This window comes from Streptomyces tendae, assembly GCF_014650435.1.
In the GTDB taxonomy this organism is placed as follows: Bacteria; Actinomycetota; Actinomycetes; order Streptomycetales; family Streptomycetaceae; genus Streptomyces; species Streptomyces tendae.
Genome location: NZ_BMUY01000002.1, coordinates 756,036 through 780,098, shown reverse-complemented (window position 1 = coordinate 780,098; position 24,063 = coordinate 756,036). Strand labels below are relative to the sequence as shown.

Annotated in this window: 21 protein-coding genes and 6 tRNA genes; 13 read left to right on the top strand and 14 right to left on the bottom strand. The window is 71.0% G+C overall.

Annotated features, from left to right (window positions below):
* Positions 1 to 39: 39 nt before the first annotated feature.
* The 4 genes from IE258_RS08680 to IE258_RS08665 all read right to left on the bottom strand — a co-directional run bounded on the left by IE258_RS08680 (position 40) and on the right by IE258_RS08665 (position 3,120).
* Entirely contained in the window at positions 40 to 1,260 is a 1,221-nt protein-coding gene (locus IE258_RS08680) for a PP2C family protein-serine/threonine phosphatase (RefSeq protein ID WP_229891988.1), read from the bottom strand.
* A 217-nt stretch (positions 1,261 to 1,477) separates the two neighbouring features.
* A tRNA-Met gene (locus IE258_RS08675) sits at positions 1,478 to 1,551 on the bottom strand.
* Positions 1,552 to 1,621: 70 nt separating this feature from the next.
* On the bottom strand, positions 1,622 to 2,752 hold the full coding sequence (locus IE258_RS08670; RefSeq protein ID WP_189741006.1) for a dihydrofolate reductase family protein: 1,131 nt from the start codon (positions 2,750 to 2,752) through the stop codon (positions 1,622 to 1,624).
* Positions 2,753 to 2,820: 68 nt separating this feature from the next.
* On the bottom strand, positions 2,821 to 3,120 hold the full coding sequence (locus tag IE258_RS08665; RefSeq protein WP_189741003.1) for a hypothetical protein: 300 nt from the start codon (positions 3,118 to 3,120) through the stop codon (positions 2,821 to 2,823).
* Between the two features lie 405 nt (positions 3,121 to 3,525).
* Here IE258_RS08665 and IE258_RS08660 point away from each other — a divergent pair, with 405 nt between their 5' ends.
* Positions 3,526 to 3,816, top strand: a complete 291-nt coding sequence (locus tag IE258_RS08660; protein WP_189741000.1) for a winged helix-turn-helix domain-containing protein — start codon at positions 3,526 to 3,528, stop codon at positions 3,814 to 3,816.
* Between the two features lie 46 nt (positions 3,817 to 3,862).
* Complete coding sequence (locus tag IE258_RS08655; RefSeq protein WP_189740997.1) at positions 3,863 to 4,822, top strand: MerR family transcriptional regulator; 960 nt, start codon at positions 3,863 to 3,865, stop codon at positions 4,820 to 4,822.
* Here IE258_RS08655 and IE258_RS08650 read toward each other — a convergent pair.
* The 3 genes from IE258_RS08650 to IE258_RS08640 are packed head-to-tail and all read right to left on the bottom strand — an operon-like array spanning position 4,803 to position 6,280.
* Positions 4,803 to 5,189, bottom strand: a complete 387-nt coding sequence (locus IE258_RS08650) for a hypothetical protein (RefSeq protein ID WP_189740992.1) — start codon at positions 5,187 to 5,189, stop codon at positions 4,803 to 4,805. The genes IE258_RS08655 and IE258_RS08650 overlap by 20 nt on opposite strands.
* 6 nt (positions 5,190 to 5,195) lie before the next feature.
* Positions 5,196 to 5,588: a hypothetical protein gene (locus IE258_RS08645; protein ID WP_189740988.1), complete on the bottom strand. Its 393-nt coding sequence runs from the start codon at positions 5,586 to 5,588 to the stop codon at positions 5,196 to 5,198.
* Between the two features lie 11 nt (positions 5,589 to 5,599).
* Positions 5,600 to 6,280 carry a TetR/AcrR family transcriptional regulator gene (locus tag IE258_RS08640; protein ID WP_189740986.1) on the bottom strand — a complete coding sequence of 227 codons (681 nt, stop codon included), beginning with the start codon at positions 6,278 to 6,280 and terminating at the stop codon, positions 5,600 to 5,602.
* 116 nt (positions 6,281 to 6,396) lie between these two features.
* On the opposite strand from IE258_RS08640, the gene IE258_RS08635 reads away from it, so the two are divergent.
* Together IE258_RS08635 and IE258_RS08630 are read left to right on the top strand one after the other, a co-directional pair.
* Positions 6,397 to 7,068, top strand: coding sequence for a CatB-related O-acetyltransferase (locus IE258_RS08635; protein ID WP_189740983.1), 672 nt, complete (start codon positions 6,397 to 6,399; stop codon positions 7,066 to 7,068).
* Positions 7,069 to 7,085: 17 nt separating this feature from the next.
* Complete coding sequence (locus IE258_RS08630) at positions 7,086 to 7,832, top strand: SAM-dependent methyltransferase (RefSeq protein ID WP_189740980.1); 747 nt, start codon at positions 7,086 to 7,088, stop codon at positions 7,830 to 7,832.
* A 40-nt stretch (positions 7,833 to 7,872) separates the two neighbouring features.
* Here the strand turns inward: IE258_RS08630 and IE258_RS08625 are convergent.
* The 5 genes from IE258_RS08625 to IE258_RS08605 all read right to left on the bottom strand — a co-directional run bounded on the left by IE258_RS08625 (position 7,873) and on the right by IE258_RS08605 (position 13,308).
* Positions 7,873 to 7,945, bottom strand: a tRNA-Lys gene (locus IE258_RS08625).
* A gap of 130 nt (positions 7,946 to 8,075) precedes the next feature.
* The gene (locus IE258_RS08620; RefSeq protein WP_159330680.1) at positions 8,076 to 9,611 is read right to left on the bottom strand and encodes an amino acid permease; all 1,536 of its coding nucleotides are present in this window, start codon (positions 9,609 to 9,611) and stop codon (positions 8,076 to 8,078) included.
* Between the two features lie 129 nt (positions 9,612 to 9,740).
* Positions 9,741 to 11,939 (bottom strand): DEAD/DEAH box helicase, encoded by a 2,199-nt coding sequence (locus IE258_RS08615; protein WP_189740977.1) that lies wholly within the window; start codon positions 11,937 to 11,939, stop codon positions 9,741 to 9,743.
* A 327-nt stretch (positions 11,940 to 12,266) separates the two neighbouring features.
* Positions 12,267 to 12,827, bottom strand: coding sequence for a hypothetical protein (locus IE258_RS08610; protein WP_189740974.1), 561 nt, complete (start codon positions 12,825 to 12,827; stop codon positions 12,267 to 12,269).
* Between the two features lie 130 nt (positions 12,828 to 12,957).
* A complete protein-coding gene (locus tag IE258_RS08605; protein WP_011029427.1) occupies positions 12,958 to 13,308 on the bottom strand; it encodes a metallopeptidase family protein in 351 nt (116 codons plus the stop codon).
* Between the two features lie 71 nt (positions 13,309 to 13,379).
* On the opposite strand from IE258_RS08605, the gene IE258_RS08600 reads away from it, so the two are divergent.
* The 7 genes from IE258_RS08600 (at position 13,380) to IE258_RS41135 (ending at position 20,090) form a co-directional block, all read left to right on the top strand.
* Positions 13,380 to 15,047 (top strand): metallophosphoesterase family protein, encoded by a 1,668-nt coding sequence (locus tag IE258_RS08600; RefSeq protein WP_189740971.1) that lies wholly within the window; start codon positions 13,380 to 13,382, stop codon positions 15,045 to 15,047.
* A gap of 80 nt (positions 15,048 to 15,127) precedes the next feature.
* Positions 15,128 to 15,200: transfer RNA gene (locus tag IE258_RS08595), tRNA-Glu, on the top strand.
* Positions 15,201 to 15,234: 34 nt separating this feature from the next.
* A tRNA-Asp gene (locus IE258_RS08590) sits at positions 15,235 to 15,309 on the top strand.
* A gap of 24 nt (positions 15,310 to 15,333) precedes the next feature.
* Positions 15,334 to 15,407, top strand: a tRNA-Phe gene (locus IE258_RS08585).
* A gap of 118 nt (positions 15,408 to 15,525) precedes the next feature.
* A complete protein-coding gene (gene hrpA / locus IE258_RS08580; protein ID WP_189740968.1) occupies positions 15,526 to 19,509 on the top strand; it encodes an ATP-dependent RNA helicase HrpA in 3,984 nt (1,327 codons plus the stop codon).
* Between the two features lie 104 nt (positions 19,510 to 19,613).
* A tRNA-Asp gene (locus IE258_RS08575) sits at positions 19,614 to 19,688 on the top strand.
* 207 nt (positions 19,689 to 19,895) lie between these two features.
* Entirely contained in the window at positions 19,896 to 20,090 is a 195-nt protein-coding gene (locus IE258_RS41135; RefSeq protein WP_159330515.1) for a DUF6274 family protein, read from the top strand.
* A gap of 453 nt (positions 20,091 to 20,543) precedes the next feature.
* On the opposite strand, the gene bldC is transcribed toward IE258_RS41135, so the two are convergent.
* Together bldC and IE258_RS08565 are read right to left on the bottom strand one after the other, a co-directional pair.
* On the bottom strand, positions 20,544 to 20,750 hold the full coding sequence (bldC, locus tag IE258_RS08570; RefSeq protein WP_003949541.1) for a developmental transcriptional regulator BldC: 207 nt from the start codon (positions 20,748 to 20,750) through the stop codon (positions 20,544 to 20,546).
* A 533-nt stretch (positions 20,751 to 21,283) separates the two neighbouring features.
* Entirely contained in the window at positions 21,284 to 22,135 is an 852-nt protein-coding gene (locus tag IE258_RS08565) for a DUF8083 family protein (RefSeq protein ID WP_189740965.1), read from the bottom strand.
* A 239-nt stretch (positions 22,136 to 22,374) separates the two neighbouring features.
* Here IE258_RS08565 and IE258_RS08560 point away from each other — a divergent pair, with 239 nt between their 5' ends.
* Complete coding sequence (locus IE258_RS08560) at positions 22,375 to 23,469, top strand: Leu/Phe/Val dehydrogenase (protein WP_189740962.1); 1,095 nt, start codon at positions 22,375 to 22,377, stop codon at positions 23,467 to 23,469.
* Between the two features lie 321 nt (positions 23,470 to 23,790).
* The gene (locus IE258_RS08555; RefSeq protein ID WP_159330509.1) at positions 23,791 to 24,045 is read left to right on the top strand and encodes a DUF3073 domain-containing protein; all 255 of its coding nucleotides are present in this window, start codon (positions 23,791 to 23,793) and stop codon (positions 24,043 to 24,045) included.
* Positions 24,046 to 24,063 lie beyond the last annotated feature (18 nt).

The window sequence follows — 24,063 nt, the reverse complement described above, 5'->3', positions numbered from 1 at the left end:
GACGGTGTATCAGTTGTTATGCGGAGGGGGGTCGCCCTGTCACGGCTCGTGACAATGATCATGGTCGCCGCGCCGGGGCCGCCGTACGGCGAGCAGCGCCATGTCGTCCGCCATGCCGCCCCCGGAGTGCCGGCGCACGTCCTCGGCGAGGGTGTCGAGCAGGGTCGCGGGATGCGGGAAGGCGCGGCCGGCCAGCCGCGCCTGCGGATCGTAGAACTCGCCCTTCGCGTCCCGGGCCTCGGTCAGTCCGTCGGTGTACAGCAGCAGCGTGGCCCCACCGGGGAAGGCGACCTCCTCCGCCCGGTCGGGCCACACACCCAGCTCGCCCATGCCGAGCGGCAGCGCCGACTCACGGGCGGGCAGGGGTCCGAGAGTGCCGTCGGCGTAGAGCAGCAGCGGCGGCGGATGGCCGCGGTTGACGATGCGGACCGTCCCGCCGCCGTGCGGGAGTTCGGCGAGCACGGCGGTGGTGAAGCCCTCGAAGGCGTCCAGCCCGTCGCGCCGGGTGCCCTCGCGCGCCAGCGCCCGCTCCAGGCGCTGCGCCACCGCCTCCAGCGTCGCCTCCTGCTCGGCGGCCTCCCGGAAGGCGCCGATCACGACGGCGACGGCGGCCACCGCACCCATGCCCTTGCCGCGCACGTCCCCGACGATGAGCCGGACGCCGCGGGCGCTGTCCTGCACCGCGTACAGGTCGCCGCCGATGAAGGCGTCCGCCTGCGCGGCCTCGTAGCAGACGGCGATCTCGAAACCCGCGATCCGCTCGGCGGGCTGGGGCAGTACGGCGCGCTGGGCGGCCTCGGCGATCTCGCGGACCGAGACGAGGCGCTCACTGCTGCGCCGGACCAGGCCGTTCACGATGACGGCCAGCACGGCGACCGTCGCGATGGTGATCAGCTCGGTGAGGGAGTCGACGTAGTGGATGACGCCCTTGCCGAGCTGCAGTCCGATGACCGCGACGACCACGGCGACGCCGGTGAGCGCCGTGCCGCGCCGTGAGTAGAGCGGGGCGGCGACCAGGGGCGCGGCCGTGTAGAGGGGACCGGCGGTGAAGTACCTCGGGGTGAAGATGTCGTACAGGATGGCGACGACGATCAGCAGCACGGGGAGCGCGCGCACGAAGGCGCGCCCGTACCCGGGCCGCCGGCGTGGTGGCCCCGGCGGCGTGGGCTGGGGCTCGTCGTCGAGACCGAGGCCGGGGTCGGGCACGGGATCGCCGGGGAGTCGGCCGCCGGCTCTGGCGTACGCTCCCTCGTCGTCCACGTCACCTGGCCGCACCACTCGTCTCCCGCCGCCCCGTACGTCCGCGCCGGCACGTCCGCGCCGCTTGCCGTCCCGGACTCCAGGTTTCCGGGAGCGGGGACGGGCGGCGAGCGGTGAGGGGCCGACCGGATGACACGGAACAGCACACACGGAAGGAACATCCGCGGAAACGCACCGAGGGCCGGAACCCTTTCGGATTCCGGCCCTCGGCCTTCAGTAGCGGGGACAGGATTTGAACCTGCGACCTCTGGGTTATGAGCCCAGCGAGCTACCGAGCTGCTCCACCCCGCGTCGTTGTGTTCACCACTGTACGTCATCCCGGGGGCGGAATGCACATCCGTATCTCCCCGCCCCTGTCCACCTACCCCTCGAGGTGGCGGTTGGGCGCCTTCGCCCGCTCCGCGTACTCGGCCAGTACGACGACGGCGGCGCCCCCGGCGGTGAGCACCCCGCTTCCGTCCGCTCCCGCCACGAAGGTGTCCGGCTCCCGCCAGGCCGTGACGACGCGGCGCACCCCGGCGTCGAGGATCAGCCGGGCGCAGGGCGCGGGCCGGGAGGCCCGACGGGCGCAGGGCTCGAGACTGCTGTAGACGGTGGCGCGGGCGAGCCGAGGGTCGTCCGGGGCGACCTTCGCGAGCGCGGCCTCCTCGGCGTGCACGACCGGATCACCGCCCTCCCGCGAGTACCCCCGGGCCAGCTCGCTCCCGTCGGCGGCGACCACGACCGCCCCCACGCTGAACGCCGTGTCCGACGGCGGACACAGCTCGGCCAGCTCACAGGCGAGGGCCAGCCAGTGCCGGTCGGCGGCGACGACGCGGTCACCGGTGCCGGGCGCGGTCGGCAGGTACCGCATCAGCACCACATCCTCGATCCGCCGCGACTCCACCAGCCGCAGCCGCCCGCCCTGATAGCCACCGGGCCCGAACAGCCGGGGCGCGGCCGGGTCCCCGACCAGGAGCGGCGCGAGAACGAGCTGCAGCTCGTCGGCGAGTTCCTGCTGGAGCAACTGGGTGTGGACGGTCCCGCCCCCCTCGACCATGAGCCGCCGCACGCCCCGCCGGTCGTGCAGGTACTCCAACGCCGCCCGCCAGTCGAGGTCCGGCCCCAGGGACACCACCTCGGCACCGATCCCGAGCGCGCGGGCCCGCCGGGCGCCGTCGTCCGTGGTCAGCAGCACCTTCTCCCCGCCCGTGTGCCAGAACCGCGCCGCCGGGTCCAGCTCGCCGCTGCCGCTGACGGTGACCTTGAGCGGGTACTCCGCCAGCCCGTCCGCGACCCGTGCCGCCCGCCGCTCGGCCGAGTTCACCAGCAGCCGCGGATTGTCGGCCCGGATCGTCCCGGCCCCGACCAGGATCGCGTCCACGGAGGCCCGCACCTCGTCGACCCGGTCGAAGTCGGCGGGGCTGGACAGCAGGAGGCGCTCGGGGCCGGTGTCGTCCAGGTATCCGTCGAGGGAGACGGCGGCGGAGAGCAGGACGTGGGGAAGGGGCATGGGTGGCACTCCGGGAGGCAGACGGGCGGCGGGTTCCGGCGGCCACACACTAGGCGCCGCTGCTGGTCCTACGGTTCACCGTGGTCCATGGCCAGGCGCCGGCCCCTCGACTCCGCCACCCGCAGCGCGTCCGCGAGGCACTCGGTCAGACGGATCGCCGTGTACCGGACCTCGGCGTTCGGCGACACGGGGTCGTCCAGGACGCCGCGCGCCGAGCGGAGTACGTCCAGCCCCACGGCGAGCTGCCGGGCCTCCGTCTCGTCGGCCAGCCGGGACACGAATCCGCCGCCGTCGCCGGGAGCGAGGAAGCAGGGCTTGCCCTCGGCCGACAGCCAGGGCAGCAGCCGTAGCGCGGTGTGCGGTGTCATCACGCGGCCGCCCTTCGCATGCCAATGACGTGCTGGTCGAGGTAGGGGCGGATCAGGCGAGAGGCGGCTCCGTCGAGGGGGAGGTGACGGCAGTACGGGGAGTGGTGGAGGGGGAGGCTCGCGAGGACGGTGGGGTGAGTGGTGCTCCGGACTCGATGGCGGGGGCCGCCTGCCCGGTGGGTTCCGGTGCCTGGACCCAGGAGAAGGGTCAACCAGTGGGCGATGCGGTGGATAAGGTCGTGCATGTCGACGCTCCTTGTAAGCGTTGGCCGTGCCCCGGGGCCCTGCCAGGCCGCCGGGGTCTCTCATGGATGACTGTGCACTCGGACGCATTAGGTAGCAATAGGAAGCATACGGATGCACCCATACGTGGTAGAGCGCTAGTCGTCGCTTTAACGTGCAGGCATGGCTGACGAGCGCGACTGGAGACCCGACCTGGCAAGTCACGTCTACGTGTACGTGCAGGTCGTGCACCACATCGCCGAAGAGATTCGGACGGGACGACTGCCCGTTGGCGCACGTCTCCCTGCGGAACGTGATCTCGCCGAGCAGTACGGCGTGGCCGTAAATACCGTCCGTCGGGCGGTCCGAGAGCTGCGCGAACAAGGACTCGTCATCACTGTGCCCATCAAGGGAACCTTCGTGCGCGCAGAGAAGCCCTCCTCGAACGGCCCCGAGGCCAAGCCCTCCGGCTGACGCACTGCCTTGACTCTCCAGTGGCTGGAGACCGCAGGGTGGGCTCATGAACGGCGCGACGCCCCCGCACTCGATCGGTGAACTGTCGGCCCGTACCGGCGTGTCCGTACGGACGATCCGGTTCTACTCGGACACCGGGCTGCTGCCGCCCACCGACCGCACCCCGGCCGGATACCGCCGCTACGACGACGCGGCCCTGGGCCGGCTCCACCTCATCGGCGTCCTGCGGGAACTGGGCGTCGACCTCACCACGGTCCGGCGCGTACTGGACGGCGGCCTCTCCGTCGCCGACGTCGCCGCCGCGCACGCCGACGCCACCGCCCTGCAGATCCGCGCGCTGCGGCTGCGGCACAGCATGCTGCGGCTCGTCGCCCGGCGCGGCTCCAGCCCCGAGGAGACAGTTCTCATGCACCGGCTCACCCGCCTCACCTCCGACGAACGACGGCGCGTGGTCGCCGACTTCATCGCCGCACTGGAGGCCGGCCCGCCGCAGGCCCGCGACGCGGTCGCCGCCCTGCGCACCGCACTGCCCGAACTCCCCGACGAACCGTCCGACGCCCAGCTCGCCGCGTGGGTGGAGCTGGCCGAACTCGTCGCCGACGACGACTTCCGCGGGCGCATGGCCCGTGCGCCCCTCCCACCCGCCGACGAGGACGTGTTGCCGGAGGTGGCCCCCGAGGCGGTGGCGGAACTCATCCCCTTCGTACGGCGGACCGTCGCCGAGGCCAGGGCGGCGGGCATCGACCCGGAGGGCGACGATGCCTCCCCGGTCGTCGACGCCGTCGTGGCGCGCTTCGCCGCCGTACTCGGTCGCCCGGACGGCCCGGAGCTGCGGGAGTGGATGGCCGAGCGGTTCGAGGCGGGACACGACCCGATCGTCGAGCGGTACTGGCGCCTGGTGTGGACCGTCAACGACTGGCAGGTGGTCCCCGGCCACCTGCCCTTCCAGCCGTGGATGGTCCAGGCCCTCGGCCGGTCCGGCCGGGTCAGCCCCAGTCGCCGTTGACCCACGCGAGCAGGCGGGCGCGCTTTTTGTAGGAGCAGGGGTCGTAGTCGGCACCGGCCGTGTCGTACGTCTGCGGGCCGCCCCGGAGGTCGTACCCGTAGTCGCTGGGGCCGTACTCGCCGTCCCGGTAGCCGTCCAGGTCGTCGGCCCACTCGAGGAGACCGAAGTCCAGGAACCCGAGGCTTCCGAGGTACCGGCCGGGGTCGGCCGGTTCCACCGGCGCGGGGCGGCCGTCCGTCCCGGCGGTGAGCCGGTCCTCGATACAGCCGTCGGACCGCACGGGCTGGCCCAGCCACCATCCCGCCAGGAACACGGCGTACAGAGCGGTGACGACGCCGAGCCGGCGCAGGGTCATCCAGGCGGGCATCCGGCTCTACTCCCCGTCGCCGTCGAACCAGGCTCGGAGGCGAGGGCGTTCGCCCATGTCGTTGGTGCAGGCGACGGCGTAGGAGGTCACGGTCAGGGACATGACTTCAGGGGTCTGCACCGTGTAAGCGTCTGCGAGCGAGCTATGACCCGGATACGCCGACGGCGGCGGGATCGGACTGTACGCAGGCGCGGGCGTGGGAGACGGTTCGGGGCGGTACCGCTCGGCGACCCGGTCGATGGTGGCCTGGTCGACGCGGCACTCGGGGGTCACGGGCTGCCCCAGGTACCAGCCCGCGACGAACACGCCGTAGACCGCGGCGGCGGCGCCGAGGCGGCGCGGGGTGACCAGGCAGGGCCGTAAGTCAACCAGTCCGTTTTCGGGGGGAGTTGCGCTCATGCCGGGGGACTCTACCCGTCGGATCGACGGTCCCCCGGCCCCGCGTCCACGTCCCGGCGTACGGCGAAAGCCCCCGCGGTGGCCGCCAGCACCGCGGCCTCTGCCGCCCGTTCCGGAAGCAGTGGGTCGGGGTCGGCGCGCAGGAGGACCACCTGGTGGTAGAGCGGGGCCGTGGCGGCGATCAGCAGACCGCGGGCGTCCAGGTCCGTTGCCTCTCGTGCGGGGAGTTCGCCCCGTTCGACGGCGCGCTCCACGAGGATCTCGCACTGCGCGTACCGGTCCGCCCACAGTCTCGTCTGGGCCCGCGCGGCCTGCTCGGAGTGGAACGACGCGGCCATCAGGGCGACGGCGAAGGACGGCCGTACGACGAGGGACTCCTGGATCTCCCGGTTGAGGGCCGTCAGGTCGCCGCACAGGGAGCCGGTGTCCGGCGGCTGCCAGTCCGTCTCGCCGGCGGCATCGATGACGTCGACGAGCAGCCCGCCCACGTCACGCCAGCGCCGGTAGACCGTGGTCCGGTGAACTCCCGCGCGGGCGGCGACCCCCTCCACGGTGAGTCCTTCATGGCCGGTCTCGGCGAGTTCGGCACGCACCGCGTCGAGGACCTGGGCGCGGATGCGGGCGGTACGACCACCGGGACGGCGCTCGGGCGCCGCGACCGCGGGGTCCGTCGCACCTGTCGAATCCGTCATCGGCCGCCCCCGTCCGGTTGATCGATTATCCGGTTGATCCATGCGACTGGCTCGTGCCACCCTCTTAACGCTACACCTGTCGCACTAGTGGTCCGCCGAGAGGATCCGCCTTGCCGATGCCCGCTGCCCCCGCCGATCCCACGGTGCTCCACCCGATGCCCGAGCAGCCCCGGGTCGTCCTGCTCAAGCCGTTGGTGCGGTCCCCGCTGATCGAGGTCGGCGAGTTCTCGTACTACGACGATCCGGACGACGCGACCGCCTTCGAGACCCGCAACGTGCTGTACCACTACGGGCCCGAGAAGCTGGTGATCGGGAAGTTCTGCGCCCTGGGGACCGGCACCCGCTTCATCATGAACGGCGCCAACCACCGCATGGACGGCCCGTCCACCTTCCCCTTCCCCACCATGGGCGGCTCCTGGGCCGAGCACTTCGACCTGCTCACCGGCCTGCCGAACCCCGGGGACACGGTGGTGGGCAACGACGTCTGGTTCGGCAACGGCGCCACCGTGATGCCCGGCGTCCGCATCGGCCACGGCGCGATCGTCGCCACCGGAGCCGTGGTGACGAGCGACGTGCCCGACTACGGCATCGTCGGCGGCAACCCGGCCCGTCTGATCCGCACGCGCCACCCGGAGCAGGACATCGCGCGGCTGCTCGCGGTGGCCTGGTGGGACTGGCCCGTGGAGCACATCACCGAGCACGTAAGGACGATCATGTCGGGCAGCGTCACAGAGCTGGAGCAGGCCGCCGCGCAGAGCGGGCGGGACACCGGCTCTGCGCAGGCATGACGGAAAGGAACACGGTCATGGACCTCCCCCGCATCTTCACCATCCGTAAGAGCAGCCACCGGATCCACAATCCGATCACCGCGGAGAAGTTCGCCGCCCTCGGCGCATCGCTCCACCTCGCCCCCGGGACCCGCGTGCTCGACCTGGCCAGCGGCTCGGGCGAGATGCTGTGCACCTGGGCGCGCGACCTCGGCTTCACGGGGACCGGGGTGGACATCAGCACGGTCTTCACCGAGCAGGCCCGGGCTCGCGCCGCCGAACTCGGCGTCGCCGACCGGGTCGAGTTCCTGCACGGCGACGCCGCCGGCCACGTCGCGGACCGGCCCGTCGATCTGGCCGCCTGCGTCGGCGCCACCTGGATCGGCGACGGTGTCGCCGGAACTGCCGCACTGCTCGACCGGAGCCTGCGCCCCGGCGGCCTGATGCTGATCGGCGAGCCGTACTGGCGGCAGACCCCGCCGGACGAGGAGACCGCCCGGGCCTGCCACGTCACGTCCGTCACCGACTTCCTGCCCCTCGCGGACCTGATCGAGCAGTTCCAGGAACTCGGGTACGACGTCGTGGAGATGATGCTGGCCGACCAGGACAGCTGGGACCGCTACGCCGCCGCCCAGTGGCTCAACATGCGCCGCTGGCTCGACCGGAACCCGGACGACGAACTCGCACCCCAAGTACGGGAGGAACTCACCACCGAGCCCGCCCGCCACGCGCGCTACGGCCGCGAGTACCTCGGCTGGGGAGTCTTCGCCCTCATGAAGCGCTGAGACCCCAGCCCGTTCGTGCGACGAGCTGGGGTCCGACGAGTAGGCCCTGTGGGACTCGAACCCACAACCAATGGATTAAAAGTCCACTGCTCTGCCAATTGAGCTAAGGGCCCAGGCGGGGTGCCGCGCGGTGTTGCGCGCGCGGTGTTGCGTGATGTTGCCACACCGAGCATAGCCCGACGCGGCCGGGACGCCGATCGGGTATCGGGGTCACGGCCGCGTCGGAGGGCGTGGGGCCCTGGGCTACGGGTCCACCGGCTCGGGGGCGTTCGCCCGGGCGGCCACGCGGGCGCGGGTGCGTTCGTGCTCGGGGTTGAGGAACCAGTGCCGGGCCGAGGCCAGCCACCAGGTGGCGGCGAAGCCCAGGACGACCAGGACGGCGACGGGCGCGTAGTTGAAGGTCTCCCAGGTGACCGGGGAGACCTGCGGCAGCATGAACAGGACCGTGATGACGCCGACCCACGTCACCGCGACCACGCCCACCGGCTGCGACCAGCGGCCCAGGTGCCACGGCCCGCGTTCGAAGGCGGCGCCCTTGCGAACCCGGAGGAGCGTCGGGATGACGTAGGCGATGTAGAGGCCGATGACCGCGATCGACGTCACGGCGGCATATGCCGTGACGTTGATGAGGTAGGGGAGGCCCAGGACCAGGGCGGCCAGGGCTGCGAGCCAGACCGCCGCGACCGGTGTGCGGGTGCGCGGGTTCACCGAGTGCCAGATGTGGGAGTACGGGAGCGCGCCGTCCCGGGAGAAGGCGTAGATCATGCGGCTGTTGGCCGTCACCGACGCCATCCCGCAGAAGAGCTGGGCCCCGATGACGACGAGGAGCAGCAGCTTGCCCGCCGTCGCGCCGAGGGCGTCGAGGAGGATCTGCGCGGGAGGCGCGCCCGTCGGGGACGTCAGCGCGCCGTCGTAGGACTGGATGGCGAAGGTGAAGCCGAGGAGGAGGACGAAGCCCGCGATCCAGGAGGTCCAGATGGAGCGGACGATGCCCTTCGGTCCGGCCGTGGACGCGTCGTGCGTCTCCTCGGTCATGTGGGCGGAGGCGTCGTAGCCGGTGAAGGTGTACTGGGCCATCAGGAGACCGATCAGGACGACGTACGCCCCGCTGCTCCAGCCCGTGTTGTTCACGAACTCGCCGAAGACGAAGGACGCCGACTGGTGGTGGTCCGGCGCGAAGGTCAGCGCGCCGACGATGACCGCGACGCCGAGGACGTGCCACCACACGCTCACGCTGTTCAGCAGGCCGACGATGCGGACGCCGAAGGTGTTCAGCAGGCCGTGCAGGATCAGGATCGCGGCGAAGAGCAGGATCGTGCGGCCCGGCGTCACCTCGAAGTCGAACTGCAGGTTCAGGTAGGCGCCCAGGAAGGACGCGGCGCCGAAGTCGATGCCGGCGGTGACCGCGACCTGGCCCAGCACGTTGAACCAGCCTGTGAACCAGGCCCAGGCCGCCGCCGTACGCGGGGGCGCCAGGCGGTGCGCCCAGAAGTACAGGCCCGCCGAGGTCGGGTACGCCGAGCAGATCTCGGCCATCGCCAGGCCGACGAAGAGCGTCATCAGGCCGACGGCGACCCAGCCCCAGGTGATGACGGCAGGGCCGCCCGTGTTCATGCCGAAGAGATAGAGGGTCAGGCAGCCCGACAGGACCGAGATGATCGTGAAGGAGACCGCGTAGTTGGAGAACGCCGACATGCGGCGGGCCAGAACCTGGGTGTAGCCGAGCTGGGCCAGCCGTTCCTCGTCCGACAGCCCACTCGCCTTGGCGTCATCTGTCATGCCCCCAGCAATTCCCTCGCGAGGAGCGTGACATGCGTCACTCCGTGGCCGAAACCTGACCGCAACGCGAAGCGCCGTGGCCCCCACCGGATGGGGTGGGGGCCACGGCGCGTCTCAGGTGCTCAGGCGTCAGCCGTTGCGCTTCCAGCGCGGCTTGTCGTCACGGCGGCCGAAGGACGAACCGCGGTGGTCGTCGCGGCGGCCGTACGGACGGTCGTGACCACCCGAGCGGAAGCCGGGGCGGTCGCCCTGACGGTCGCGGTTGAACGGACGGTCGCTGCCACGGTGCCCACCGCGCTCGCCGCGGTCGTCACGACGCTCGAACGAACGGCCGCCCCGGTCGTCGCGGCGGAAGCCACCGCGGTCACCGCGGTCGTCACGGCGCTCGAAGGACCGCCCACCGCGGTCGCCACGGTCGTCACGGCGGTCGAACGAACGGCCACCGCGGTCGCCACGGTCGTCACGGCGGTCGTCGCGGCGGAAGCCACCACGGTCGTCACGACGCTCGAACGAACGACCACCGCGATCGCCACGGTCGTCACGACGCTCGAACGAACGACCACCGCGATCGCCACGGTCGTCACGACGCTCGAACGAACGACCGCCCCGGTCACCACGGTCGTCACGGCGCTCGAACGAACGACCGCCCCGGTCACCACGGTCGTCACGGCGCTCGAACGAACGACCACCGCGGTCACCACGGTCACCGCGGTCGTCACGCCGGTAGTCGCGACGCTCGTACGAGCGCTCGCGGTCGTTGCCGCCGCGCTCCGTCTTCTCCACGTCCCGGGCGCCGGGCTGCTCGGGCAGCGAGACCTCGGCCTCGGAGGTCGCGGCGGCCACCTCGGCCAGTACCGTCTCCGGGTCCTCGCCGCGCTCCCGCGCGACCCTGGCGACCAGGCGGTCCGCCTCCTCGCGCAGCTCGGTGGCACGGCGCTGGGCCCGCTCCAGCTCCTTGGTGAGCTGGCCGACCTCGCGCTCGGCCTGCTGCGCCGCGTTGCCCGCGGACTCGGCCTGGACCTCGGTCATCGACCGGGCGCCGGTGATCTCGGCGACCTCGGGGTCGAAGGCGGCGCCGCCCTGGATGATGTGGCGCGTGGCGTCGACGCCCGCGTCCTCCATCAGCCGGAAGATCTGGCGGCGCTGGTGCGGCAGGGAAAGCGAGACGACGGTGCCGGTGCGGCCGGCGCGCGCCGTGCGGCCCGCGCGGTGCAGGTAGTCCTTGTGGTCGCCGGCCGGGTCCACGTTCAGGACCAGGTCGATGCCGTCGACGTGGATGCCGCGCGCGGCGACGTCGGTGGCGACCAGGACGTTGACGTAGCCGTCCTTGAAGTCGGCCAGCGTGCGGGTGCGCGCGCCCTGGGTCATGCCGCCGTGCAGCGCGTCCGCCTTGGCACCGGCGTCGCGCAGCTGCTCGGCCACGCGGTCGGCGCCCAGCTGGGTGCGGACGAAGATGATGGTGCGGCCCTTGCGGGAGGCGATGGCCGCGGTGACCGGCGCCTTGTCCTTGGGCTTCACGACCAGGATGTGGTGCGACATGGTCGTCACCGCGCCCTGGGCCGCGTCGACCTCGTGGTGGACGGGGTCCTTCAGGTACCGGTCGACGAGGGTCTTGATCTCGTTCTCCATGGTGGCGGAGAACAGCATCCGCTGGCCGCCGGCCGGGACCTGGTCGAGCAGCTCGGTGACCTCGGGCAGGAAGCCCAGGTCGGACATCTGGTCGGCCTCGTCGAGGACCGCGATCTGCACGTTCTCCAGGGAGCAGGCGCCGCGGTTGATGATGTCGCGCAGCCGGCCCGGGGTGGCGACCAGGATGTCGACGCCGCGCTCGAGGGCGTAGATCTGGTTGCCCATGGAGGTGCCGCCGCAGACGACCTTCATCTTCAGGCCCATGACGTCGCCGTACGGCTGGAGCGCGTCGGCGACCTGCATGGCCAGCTCGCGGGTCGGGGTGAGGATGACGGCGCGGGGCTTGTGCTTCTCGGTGCGGCCGCCGGCCAGGGTGGCCAGGGTCGGCAGACCGAAGGAGAGGGTCTTGCCGGAGCCGGTGCGGCCCCGGCCGAGGATGTCCTTGCCCGCCAGCGCGTCCGGGATGGTCGCGGCCTGGATCGGGAAGGGGGTGGTCACGCCGTTCTGCGCGAGCTTGCGCACGACGCCCTCGGGCAGACCGAGGTCGGCGAACGTCGGCTCGGGAGCCTCGGTGGCCGAGCTGGCCTCCGCGGCCTCGGTGGTCGTGGAGGCGTCCACGGTCTCGACGGCCTCCGGCGCACCCTCGACGCCCTCGGCGTTCTCGGGCACGACGACGTGATCAGTACTGGTCATGGACATGCGAATGCGAAACCTTCCGGAGTCTCTCGTCGGCACGCGCCCGTCAACTCCGTGAATCGCGATTCGCAATACGACCGCCTCGATGCGGTCCACCACGGCAAGGGGAGAGTACGCGCCACACGGCGCGCTCTGCGGTGGCGCCGGGCAAATGGGATCAAACGATCTACCACCATACGCACCCCCCACCCCCGAAGGCAAACCGGCAGCACATGCCCAGCTCAGCGCCCCGCCGTCGCCCCGCGCGGCCCCGCGCCGCCACCCCACTCGGCACCCCGTCGCCATCCGGCTCCCCAACCCGTCGCCATCCGGCTCCGCGACCCGTCCGTCCTACGCCGGTGTCCCGGCCGCCGGGGCCGGCTCCCGCTGCTCGAGCTGGGTCCCGGGAGGCTCGTGCGCGGACGAGGACGGCTCGGCCACCGTCGGGTCCGGCGTCGGGGAGGCGGGCGGCTCCTCGGTCCGCGTCGGCTCCGGCTCGGCCGTCCGGGTGGGCTCGGCCGGGGGCGTCCGGGTGGGCTCGAGGTCGTGGTCGCCGCCGTCCGGCGGCGGGGCCCCGGTCGGGCGCGCGGCCGCAGGCTCCGAGGCGGACCCGGCACCGCCCTTGCCGCCCTTGCCGCCCTTCCCCTTGCCGTCGCCCTCGTCCCGGCCCTTGCCCTTGCCCTTGGCCTTCTTCCCCTTGCCGTCACCCTCGTCGGCCGCCGCCGCGTCGTACCCGGCGTTCCCTCCGGAGACCGCGGGTCCGCCGTCCGGCACCGCGCCGCCCCGTTCCCCGGCGGAGTGCGACGGCCCGGCGCCCCCGCCGGACTCGTCGCCGACGCTCATGCAGCCGGCGGCAGCGGCGACGGCCAGGGCGGTGGCGGCCAGACGGACGGGTACGTACAAGGGGCGCACGGGCGGCCACCTCCGGGGGTCAAGGAGTCGACGTGCCCAACTCCCGTCACCCACATGAGGACACGCGCACGGCGAGGCGGACTTGACCCGGGCGCGTCACCCGTACCCGACGCTCACCCGTACCCGAGCCTCACCCGTACCCGAGGGAATGCAGCCGTGCGTCGTCGATCCCGAAGTGGTGGGCGATCTCGTGAACGACCGTCACCTCGGTCTCGGCGACCACGTCTTCGCGCGTCGCGCAGAACCGCAGCGTCGGCCCCCGGTAGATGGTGATCCGGTCGGGCAGCACGCCCGCGTACCACTCCCCGCGCTCCGTCAGCGGCGTCCCCTCGTACAGCCCGAGCAGCTCGGGATCGTCCGCCGGCGGTTCGTCCTCGACGAACACCGCGACGTTGTCCATCAGCCGCGTCAGCTCCGGCGGGATCCGGTCCAGGGCTTCGGCGACCAGTTCCTCGAACTCCTCGCGCGTCATCTCCAGCACAGGACCATTGTCGGGTACGACCGTGGAGTACGACCCGCATATCCGCCCCGGGCCACGGGCATACGGGACCAATGGCCCGCGTCCCCGCCGCAGCCCTGCACGCCCTGGCCGAGGTGATGAACCCCATCCGCAACGCCCCGCGCATCCTCACCCGCCGGCACCGCGACCGGCTCGCCCGCCGGCACCGGCCCCCGTCCGCCGCTCCCGAACTCGCCGCCGCCCGCTCCCGCCCGTGGTCCCGTGCCGCGGGCCTGGTCGCCGTCGTCGTGCTCGGCGCCTGGCTGGGCCTGCTGGTCGTCGGCAACGTCCGGGTCCCGGTCGGGCCCATGGACACGACGATGACCCTGCGCCCCTCACTGGCCGGCGGCACGAAGATCAACGTTTCGCCGCTGGGCGCCCTCCAGCTCGACAGCCACGTCGCCCCGGTGCGCCTCGACGTCAACGTCGACCAGCTGGACCCCGCCCGCGCCCAGGCCCTCGTCGACCACCCCGAGCGCCTCTCCGGGCTCCAGGACGAGGTCGCCCAGGACGTCGAGCACGGCACGCTCGACCTCGCGGTCCGCTCCTGCGTGGCCGTGGTCACCGGTGCCACCGCGCTCGGCCTCGCCGTCTACCGCCGGCCCCGGCGCGCCCTCGCCGCCGGGGGCCTCGCCCTCACCCTGCTGGTCGCCTCCGGCGGCACCGCGTACGCGACCTGGAACCCCGACTCGGTCCTGGAGCCGAAGTTCTCCGGACTGCTCTCCTCCGCGCCCTCGCTGGTCGGCAACGCGCGCAGCATCGTGACCGAGTTCGACGTCTACCAGAAGGAGCTGGCCCGCCTGGTGACCAACGTGACCAAGCTCTACGACGTCACCTCGACCCTCCCCGCCTACCAGCCCGACCCGACCACGATCCGCGTCCTGCACGTGTCGGACATCCACCTGAACCCGGCGAGCTGGAAGATCATCGCCTCGCTGGTGCAGCAGTACAAGGTGAACGTGATCGTCGACTCCGGCGACACGATGGACCACGGCACGGCCGCCGAGAACGGCTTCCTGGACCCCGTCGAGGACCTCGGCGCCCCCTACGTCTGGGTCCGCGGCAACCACGACTCCCGCGGCACCCAGGAGTACCTGAAGCACCTGAAGAACGTGCACGTCCTGGACGACGGCCACGCCCGCACCGTCGCAGGTCTGCGCTTCGCCGGCATGGGCGACCCGCAGTACACCCCCGACCGCTCCAAGGCGGACGGTGCCGAGGCGTCCCAGGAACTGGCCGGCGCCCGCCTCGCCTCCGCCCTGCGCGACCAGCGCGCGGCCGGCACCCCGGTCGACATCGCCATCGCCCACGAGCCGTCGGCCGCCCGCGAGGTCGACGGCGATGTGCCCCTCGTCCTCGCGGGGCACCTCCACCACGAGGACATGGAGGTCATGAAGTACGGCACCCGGCTGCGCGTCGAGGGCTCCACCGGCGGCAGCGGGCTGCGCGCGGTCGAGGGCAAGTACCCCGACCCCATCCAGGCGTCCATCCTCTACTTCGACCGGGACACCCGGCGCCTCCAGGCCTGGGACGAGATCGAACTGGGCGGCCTGGGCCTGACGACGGCCGAGGTCAGCCGCCATCTGCCGAAGGAGAACCAGCCGGGCGCCACTCCGTCCCCCTCCGCCACCAGCCCCTCTCCCTCCGGCACCGGCCCGTCCTCCTCCGGCACCGGCGCCTCCCCCACCGCCCCGAGCAGGCCCGTCCCCAGCACTCCGTAAACCGTTTTGGCGATACCTCCCGCCATCCCATATGCTTCTCACGTCCCCGACGCGCTGCGAAGCGCCCAGGCGGGCCGATAGCCCTCATCGTCTAGCGGCCTAGGACGCCGCCCTTTCAAGGCGGTAGCACGGGTTCGAATCCCGTTGGGGGCACGCAGTACATGTGCGACACTGTCGTACGAAGCTTGGTCCTGTGGAGCAGTTTGGAGTGCTCGCCACCCTGTCAAGGTGGAGGCCGCGGGTTCAAATCCCGTCAGGACCGCTGAGGTTTCACGTGAAACCTCGCGGCTGGGTAGCTCAGTTGGTACGAGCGATCGCCTGAAAAGCGATAGGTCGCCGGTTCGACCCCGGCCCCAGCCACAGCAAAGGCCCCGATCTTCGGATCGGGGCCTTGTTGTAGTTGCCTGCGTTGCCTGTGCGGACGCCGCGGCAAAAGCGTTCGCCAGGTTTTTCCCGAGGATGAGATCCTGGAATCCGTATGTCTACGCACCCTGCCCCCGCCCTCGGCACCCTCGCCCCCCGGCTGACCGAGCTGTCGCTGCGCGACGCGCACCGGCTCGGCCGCAGGCTGGAGGGTGCGCGGAAGATCCGTAAGCCGGAGGCCCGCGCCGCCGTCCTCGCCGAGATCGAGACGGAGGTGGCCAAGGCCGAGCAGCGCATCGGTGAGCGCCGGGCGCGCGTGCCGGCCGTCAGCTACCCCGAGCAGCTCCCGGTCAGCCAGAAGAAGGACGAGATCGCGGCGGCCATCCGTGATCACCAGGTCGTGATCGTCGCCGGTGAGACGGGGTCCGGCAAGACCACCCAGATTCCGAAGATCTGTGTCGAGCTGGGCCGTGGCGTCCGCGGCATGATCGGGCACACCCAGCCCCGCCGGATCGCCGCGCGCACGGTCGCCGAGCGCGTAGCGGACGAGCTGGACACCCCGCTCGGGGAGACCGTCGGCTGGAAGGTGCGGTTCACCGACCAGGTGAACCCACAGTCCACCTTCATCAAGCTGATGACGGACGGCATCCTGCTCGCCGAGATCCAGACCGACCGCGAGCTGCGCGCCTACGACACGATCATCATCGACGAGGCCCACGAGCGGTCCCTCAACATCGACTTCCTGCTGGGCTACCTCGCCCAGCTGCTGCCGAAGCGTCCCGACCTCAAGGTCGTCATCACCTCGGCGACCATCGACCCCGAGCGGTTCTCCCGGCACTTCGGCGACGCCCCGATCATCGAGGTCAGTGGGCGGACGTACCCCGTGGAGGTGCGCTACCGGCCGCTCCTGGAGGAGGACGGGGACGACGCCGACCGGGACCAGATCACGGCGATCACCGACGCCGTCGAGGAGCTGATGGGGGAGGGCAAGGGCGACATCCTCGTCTTCCTCTCCGGCGAGCGCGAGATCCGGGACACGGCCGACGCGCTGGAGAAGAAGAAGTACAGATTCACCGAGGTACTGCCGTTGTACGCGCGGCTCTCGCACGCCGAGCAGCACCGCGTCTTCCAGCAGCACACCGGGCGCCGGATCGTGCTGGCGACCAACGTCGCCGAGACCTCCCTCACCGTGCCGGGCATCAAGTACGTCATCGACCCCGGCTTCGCCCGTATCTCGCGCTACAGCCACCGCACCAAGGTCCAGCGGCTGCCCATCGAGGCGATCTCGCAGGCCAGCGCCAACCAGCGCAAGGGCCGCTGCGGCCGTACGTCCGACGGCATCTGCATCCGGCTGTACTCCGAGGACGACTTCGAGGCCCGCCCGGAGTTCACGGACGCGGAGATCCTCCGGACCAACCTCGCCTCCGTCATCCTGCAGATGACCGCGGCCGGCCTCGGCGACATCGAGAAGTTCCCCTTCATCGACCCGCCGGACCACCGCAACATCCGCGACGGTGTGCAGCTGCTCCAGGAGCTGGGCGCGCTCGACCCGGCGCAGAAGGACGTACGCAAGCGGCTGACCGACACCGGCCGCAAGCTCGCCCAGCTGCCCGTCGACCCGCGGCTGGCCCGGATGGTGCTGGAGGCGGACAAGAACGGCTGTGTCCGCGAGGTCATGGTCATAGCGGCGGCCCTGTCCATCCAGGACCCGCGGGAGCGCCCGGCGGAGAAGCAGGCGCAGGCCGACCAGCAGCACGCCCGGTTCAAGGACGAGAGCAGCGACTTCCTCGCCTTCCTCAACCTCTGGCGGTACGTGCGCGAGCAGCAGAAGGAACGCGGTTCGTCGTCCTTCCGCCGGATGTGCAAGCAGGAGTACCTCAACTTCCTGCGCATCCGCGAGTGGCAGGACATCTACACGCAGCTGCGCACCGTCGCCAGGCAGATGGGCATCCACCTCAACGACGAGGAGCACCCCGCACCCGACGACCGCGTCCACGTGTCCCTGCTGGCCGGGCTGCTCTCGCACGTCGGCATGAAGGACGTGAAGGACGCCGGAGGGGAGGGCGGGAGGAGCACGGGGAAGAACGAGTACCTGGGCGCGCGGAACGCCAAGTTCGCGATCTTCCCGGGCTCGGCGCTCTTCAAGAAGCCCCCGCGTTTCGTGATGTCCGCGGAGCTGGTGGAGACCTCCCGGCTCTGGGCCCGCGTCAACGCCAGGATCGAGCCGGAGTGGGTGGAGCCGCTCGCCGGGCACCTCCTCAAGCGCACCTACAGCGAGCCGCACTGGGAGAAGGACCAGGCGGCGGTGATGGCGTACGAGAAGGTCACGCTCTACGGCGTGCCGATCGTGGCCCAGCGCAAGGTGAACTACGGGCGGATCGACCCCGAGGCCAGCCGCGAGCTGTTCATCCGCAAGGCCCTGGTGGAGGGCGACTGGCGCACGCACCACAAGTTCTTCGCGGACAACCGCAAGCTCCTGACCGAGGTCGAGGAGCTGGAACACCGGGCCCGGCGCCGGGACATCCTGGTCGACGACGAGACGCTGTACGACTTCTACGACCAGCGGGTGCCCGAACACGTCGTCTCCGGCGCGCACTTCGACTCGTGGTGGAAGCACAAGCGGCACGAGCAGCCCGACTTCCTCGACTTCGAGCGCGAGATGCTCATCAACGAGAAGGCGGGGGCGGTCACCAAGGACGACTACCCGGACTCCTGGCGGCAGGGGCCGCTGAAGTTCCGGGTGACGTACCAGTTCGAGCCGGGCGCGGACGCCGACGGTGTGACCGTGCACGTACCGCTCCAGGTGCTCAACCAGGTCACGGACGAGGGCTTCGACTGGCAGATCCCGGGCCTGCGCGAGCAGGTCGTCACGGAGCTGATCCGCTCCCTGCCCAAGCCGGTCCGCCGCAACTACGTGCCCGCGCCGAACTACGCCCAGGCGTTCCTGGACCGTGCCGTGCCTCTCCAGGAGCCGCTGACGGTGACCATGGCGCGGGAGCTGAAGCGCATGGTGGGGGTGCCCTTCGACGCCGAGGACTTCGACTGGGCGAAGGTCCCCGACCACCTGAAGATCACGTTCCGGATCGTCGACGAGCGCCGTCGCAAGCTGGCCGAGGACAAGGACCTGGAGGCGCTGAAGCTGCGGCTGCGCCCGAAGGCGCGCAAGGCGTTGTCGCAGGCCGCGGCCGCCACCGCGGAGCGCAGCGGCGGCGAGTCCCTGGAGCGCTCCGGGCTGACGGACTGGACCATCGGCACACTGACCCGGGTCTTCGAGACCCGCCGGGCCGGTCAGCCGGTGAAGGCGTACCCGGCCCTCGTCGACGACGGCCCGAAGGCCGGCACCGTCTCCGTCCGCCTCTTCGACACCGAGGCCGAGCAGGCGCAGGCGATGTGGAAGGGCACCCGTCGGCTGATCCTGCGCAACATCCCGGTCAACCCGGCGAAGTTCGCGTCCGAGAAGCTGACCAACCAGCAGAAGCTGGGCCTGTCCGCGAATCCGCACGGCTCGATCCAGGCACTCTTCGACGACTGCGCCATGGCCGCGGCGGACAAGCTGATCGCGGACTTCGGCGGCCCGGCGTGGGACGAGGAGTCGTACCGCAAGCTCTACGACAAGGTCCGCGCGGAGATCGTCGACACGACCGTCCGCACGGTGGGCCAGGTGCAGCAGGTGCTGGCGGCCTGGCAGGCCTGCGAGCGCCGTCTGAAGGCCGTGCGCAGCCCCGCCCTGCTGGCGAACCTCCAGGACGTGCGGGGGCAGCTGGACGCGCTGGTGAAGCCGGGCTTCGTCACGCAGGCCGGGATCAAGCGGCTGCCCGACCTGATGCGCTACCTGGTCGCCGCCGACCGCCGGCTGCAGCAGATGCCGACGGGCGTGCAGCGGGACACGTCCCGCATGGAGAAGGTCCACGAGATGCGGGACGAGTACGCGTGGCTCCTTGAACAGATGCCGCAGGGCCGCCCGGTGCCGCAGCAGGTGCTGGAGGTCCGCTGGATGATCGAGGAGCTGCGGGTCAGCTATTTCGCCCACGCGCTGGGCACGGCGTACCCCGTCTCCGACAAGCGGATCGTGAAGGCCATCGACGCGCTCGCCCCCTGACACAGCCGTGACGACCCCTGCACGGAGGGTGAGTTCGACCGGCGGCCCACCCTCCTGTACAGTCTCTTCTCGCAGCGCAACGCACAAAAAGCGCCGCGAAACCTGGTCCTGTGGAGCAGTTTGGAGTGCTCGCCACCCTGTCAAGGTGGAGGCCGCGGGTTCAAATCCCGTCAGGACCGCAACAGGGAAGCCCCGCACCGTATGGTGCGGGGCTTCCCCCTTTGCCTGCGCCGTTCGGTGCGGGCAACTTCCCCTGCTGGTTGACCTTCAGGCCGCCAGAGGCCCTCAGCGGCTCTCAGTCGCCCTCTCGCGGCCTTGACGGCGTCACTTTCGCTCGGTACTCCAAAGACAGGGCACATCCCCCGTAGGACCCCTGGAGGTGGCGTATGGCGACATCGGTCAGGCACGAGACGCGGGCCCTGCTCCGCGCGCATCTGTCGGCCGCGTCGTCGTACCGTCACGTGACGCGCCACTGCCCGATCTGTCACCGGCTCCTGCGACTGGCACTGGACTCGCCGGCGCCACAGTCTGCGACGGGCCGTCAAGAGGGCGTCGAGGACGGGAGCGCGCCCACGGCGTGACCCCGCGAGCCCCAACACCCTTGCCCGGCAGACCTCCTGGAGGCCACGCCTCCAATAGCGCACGGGCGTCCGGCCCAACAAGCGCCGTGCGGTGTGACGGGTGTCACCGCATGAGTTTTTGAAACGGAGGCACTTACACCTCTCCTACAACTGATCAATTTAATATGTGCAATTGCACCAGCTCGACGGTGCTCGCACAGCAGATCCGACACCGCCCCCCAGACTCCGACAAGCCCGCTCACAGAACCGGGCGCGGGACGCGGCGGAGGACACGGAAGAGGACACGGAGCAGGACACGGGAGGGGCCACAAAAAAATCGCGCTGGACCCGGCGGAGTCCAGCGCGATCAACGACGCACCTCTGTTGGGGCAGGGACGGCGTCGCTTGGAGCTGTGTGGTCCAGGCGCCCCGACAGGTTGGGGGACCTGCCGTTCTGCCCGGTTATTCAGTTGTTCAGGCCTCGCTGCGCTGCTGCGGAATGCCCGCGAGCAGAGCGCGGACCTCGGCCTCGCGGTAGCGGCGATGCCCGCCGAGCGTGCGGATCGACGTGAGCTTGCCGGCCTTCGCCCAGCGCGTGACCGTCTTCGGGTCGACGCGGAACATGGTGGCGACCTCAGCCGGGGTCAGCAGCGGCTCGGCATCAGGGGTGCGAGCGGTCATGAGCGGCCTCCTCGGGAGAACCGAACCTTCTCGGTTCATTCCTCTAAATTCTGCACCTTGACCCGCGTTGCCCGAAATGGCGGACGCGAGTCGAGTCGGTTATAGGACGAACGGCTTGTCCTCGGCACTACAACTACACCATCTGTCCAGCCGCGTCGGCCAAACCGATGGAATTGCCCTCCCAGGTGTTCATCAGCGACGGAAGCCGATGGACCATGCCATAGCGGACAGTCACGCCACTGTGACGATCAGTCACAGGGACGATCAGGAGTCACCAGACCCCCCAAAGCGTGCAATGCTGAGATTCCACCCACAGTGCACCACAGCAGGACGGAAGGAGCCCTCCCCGGGCTCCTTGTCCTATTTTGGCATGAGGAGGGGGAAGGGGCGCAAGAGTGATGTACGTGCGGTCCGTCACGCTTGACGCATACGCCCGGATCGGGACCTACGTCCCTTGTCGACAAGGGATCAGCCCATCCCGAACACGTGTCGGAGCGGAAGACGAAACCCCACATCGGGCGGTACGTCAAACGTCAGTTCGCGGAACGCCGGTCCCGGACCGCCCGCCAGCGCTCCACCAGCCGCCCGTACGCCGCCCCCGCGGCGACCCCGTCGCCGTGGCGCAGGGCCTCGATCCCCTCGGCCACGTCCGCCGCGGAGTGGTCCGCCTCCAACTCCCCGGCGGGCAGGGCGTGCACCAGCCCGCCGTAGTCCAACTCGACCAGTGAACGCGGGTGGAACTCCTCCAGCCAGCGCCCCACGTCCACCAGGCCGTCGATGAGCGGCCCCTCGTCCACGGCCTCCCGCAGGGCCCGCAGCGCCCGGGCCACCCGCCGGCGGGCCTGCACCATCGGCGTGCGGTAGCGCAGCACCGGCGCGGCCGCCGCCTCGCCGTCGCCGCCCTCGTCGTACTCCCGCTCGGCGTCCGAGACGAGCACGAACCAGTTGATCGGCACCTGCCAGGTGGCCGTACGGATCCAGGGGCGGGCGTCCGGGTTGCGCTCCAGCCAGCGCTCGTAGTCCTGCGCGCTCTGGCGGCGTACGACGGGTGGGATCAGGGCGTCCAGGACCGGCTCCGGGAAGTCCTCGGCCAGCTCGCCCAGGGCCTGCCAGCCGCGCAGCCGGGTCCGCCAGGGGCAGACGCAGACCACGCCGTCCACCTCGGTCACGAAGGCGTCCGCGCTCTCGTGCACCGGCACCGCCACCGGCGGGGTGGGCAGCAGGTCGGCCAGGGAGCGGCGCAGCTCGTCCTGGTAGGAGGGCCGGTCGGGGCGGCGGGCGTAGCGGGTCCAGTGGGCGCGTTCATCGTCGGGGAAGGCCGCCAGCGGCTCGTACACGCGCAGGTACGCCGCGTACGGGACGATCACCGAGGACACCTTGGGCACGCCTGCTCCCTCCCCCGCGCACCGACGCGAAAACCTGCGAGAACCTGCGGAAACCTGAGGCAACGGATCACAAACGCGCGAGAACCTCTGCAAATCGTCGCATGCCCGTACTCCGTGCGGAGGTGATCCTGAGCACTGTGCGGCGGGCCGGTACCCCCAGGCTCTAATCTCGTGCCACAGTCCCCGCCACCTTCACGGGGCCTGCCACCCATCGCCGCACCTACACAGGAGTCACCACCGTGACCGACGTAAACGGCGCACCTGCTGATGTACTGCACACCCTGTTCCATTCGGACCAGGGGGGTCATGAGCAAGTCGTGCTCTGCCAGGACCGTGCCAGCGGTCTCAAGGCCGTCATCGCCATCCACTCCACCGCCTTGGGCCCCGCGCTCGGCGGCACCCGCTTCTACCCGTACGCGAACGAGGCGGAGGCCGTCACCGACGCGCTGAACCTCGCGCGCGGGATGTCGTACAAGAACGCCATGGCCGGTCTCGACCACGGCGGCGGCAAGGCCGTGATCATCGGTGACCCGGAGCAGATCAAGAGCGAGGAACTGCTCCTGGCCTACGGCCGGTTCGTCGCCTCGCTCGGCGGCCGCTACGTCACCGCGTGCGACGTCGGCACCTACGTCGCCGACATGGACGTCGTGGCCCGCGAGTGCCGCTGGACGACCGGACGCTCCCCGGAGAACGGCGGCGCGGGCGACTCCTCCGTGCTCACCTCCTTCGGCGTCTACCAGGGCATGCGGGCCGCCGCCCAGCACCTGTGGGGCGACCCGACGCTGCGCGACCGCACCATCGGCATCGCGGGCGTCGGCAAGGTCGGCCACCACCTGGTCGAGCACCTGCTCGCGGAGGGCGCCCACGTCGTCGTCACGGACGTGCGCAAGGACGTGGTGCGCGGGATCACGGAGCGGCACCCGTCGGTGGTCGCCGTCGCCGACACCGACGCGCTGATCCGGGTGGAGAACCTGGACATCTACGCGCCCTGCGCACTCGGCGGCGCGCTGAACGACGACACCGTGCCGGTGCTGACCGCGAAGGTGGTGTGCGGCGCGGCCAACAACCAGCTCGCCCACCCGGGTGTGGAGAAGGACCTCGCCGACCGCGGGATCCTCTACGCGCCGGACTACGTGGTGAACGCAGGCGGTGTCATCCAGGTCGCCGACGAGCTGCACGGCTTCGACTTCGACCGGTGCAAGGCGAAGGCCGCGAAGATCTACGACACCACGCTGGCCATATTCGCACGTGCGAAGGAGGACGGTATTCCGCCGGCCGCAGCGGCCGACCGGATCGCCGAGCAGCGGATGGCGGAGGCCCGTACCCGCCGCTGATCCGGCGGCCGTACGGGGGTGGCCCGGAAGGACTCCCGCAGGTTTGACGGGTACCCGTCGGGGGGCAGTTGGAGAGAACTCTCACTTATCCCGGCGGGTCGACCGTCGAAAGGTGGTTAAAATCGCCTTTGACCAGCGAGGACGGGGCGCCTCGACGGTCCTGTGCAGGGCCACGTGCTGCGGGCGACGTACCGTATGGGCGTGGGCTCAGGTACCGTGGAAGCCCTACGGACCGGTCTCTCTGCGGAGAGCCCGTTCCGGACCATGAACGCGTGTCAAGACTCTGGGGCCGTCGAGCCCCGTCGTTGAGGGGGTCGAGCCATGGGGCGCGGCCGGGCCAAGGCCAAGCAGACGAAGGTCGCCCGCCAGCTGAAGTACAACAGCGGTGGGACTGATCTCTCCCGCCTGGCCGAGGAGCTGGGCGCATCGCCGTCGAATGCACAACCGCCGAACGGCGAGCAATTCGAGGACGATGAGCAGGACGACGACGTGTACGCACGTTACGCCGACCTCTATGAGGACGACGACGAGGACGAGGACGGCCAGTCCCCGTCCGCACAGCGACGCGGCGCTTGACCTTGCACTGAACACCTT

Excerpts from the sequence above, each read along its gene's own strand:
- IE258_RS08615 (WP_189740977.1), bottom strand. The coding sequence starts at position 11,939 with ATGTCCATGACCAGTACTGATCACGTCGTCGTGCCCGAGAACGCCGAG.
- hrpA (WP_189740968.1), top strand. The coding sequence starts at position 15,526 with ATGTCTACGCACCCTGCCCCCGCCCTCGGCACCCTCGCCCCCCGGCTG.
- IE258_RS08555 (WP_159330509.1), top strand. The coding sequence starts at position 23,791 with ATGGGGCGCGGCCGGGCCAAGGCCAAGCAGACGAAGGTCGCCCGCCAG.
- IE258_RS08665 (WP_189741003.1), bottom strand. The coding sequence starts at position 3,120 with ATGACACCGCACACCGCGCTACGGCTGCTGCCCTGGCTGTCGGCCGAG.
- IE258_RS41135 (WP_159330515.1), top strand. The coding sequence starts at position 19,896 with ATGGCGACATCGGTCAGGCACGAGACGCGGGCCCTGCTCCGCGCGCAT.
- IE258_RS08600 (WP_189740971.1), top strand. The coding sequence starts at position 13,380 with ATGGCCCGCGTCCCCGCCGCAGCCCTGCACGCCCTGGCCGAGGTGATG.
- bldC (WP_003949541.1), bottom strand. The coding sequence starts at position 20,750 with ATGACCGCTCGCACCCCTGATGCCGAGCCGCTGCTGACCCCGGCTGAG.
- IE258_RS08635 (WP_189740983.1), top strand. The coding sequence starts at position 6,397 with ATGCCCGCTGCCCCCGCCGATCCCACGGTGCTCCACCCGATGCCCGAG.
- IE258_RS08620 (WP_159330680.1), bottom strand. The coding sequence starts at position 9,611 with ATGACAGATGACGCCAAGGCGAGTGGGCTGTCGGACGAGGAACGGCTG.
- IE258_RS08655 (WP_189740997.1), top strand. The coding sequence starts at position 3,863 with ATGAACGGCGCGACGCCCCCGCACTCGATCGGTGAACTGTCGGCCCGT.
- IE258_RS08670 (WP_189741006.1), bottom strand. The coding sequence starts at position 2,752 with ATGCCCCTTCCCCACGTCCTGCTCTCCGCCGCCGTCTCCCTCGACGGA.
- IE258_RS08650 (WP_189740992.1), bottom strand. The coding sequence starts at position 5,189 with ATGCCCGCCTGGATGACCCTGCGCCGGCTCGGCGTCGTCACCGCTCTG.
- IE258_RS08660 (WP_189741000.1), top strand. The coding sequence starts at position 3,526 with ATGGCTGACGAGCGCGACTGGAGACCCGACCTGGCAAGTCACGTCTAC.
- IE258_RS08630 (WP_189740980.1), top strand. The coding sequence starts at position 7,086 with ATGGACCTCCCCCGCATCTTCACCATCCGTAAGAGCAGCCACCGGATC.
- IE258_RS08640 (WP_189740986.1), bottom strand. The coding sequence starts at position 6,280 with ATGACGGATTCGACAGGTGCGACGGACCCCGCGGTCGCGGCGCCCGAG.
- IE258_RS08645 (WP_189740988.1), bottom strand. The coding sequence starts at position 5,588 with ATGAGCGCAACTCCCCCCGAAAACGGACTGGTTGACTTACGGCCCTGC.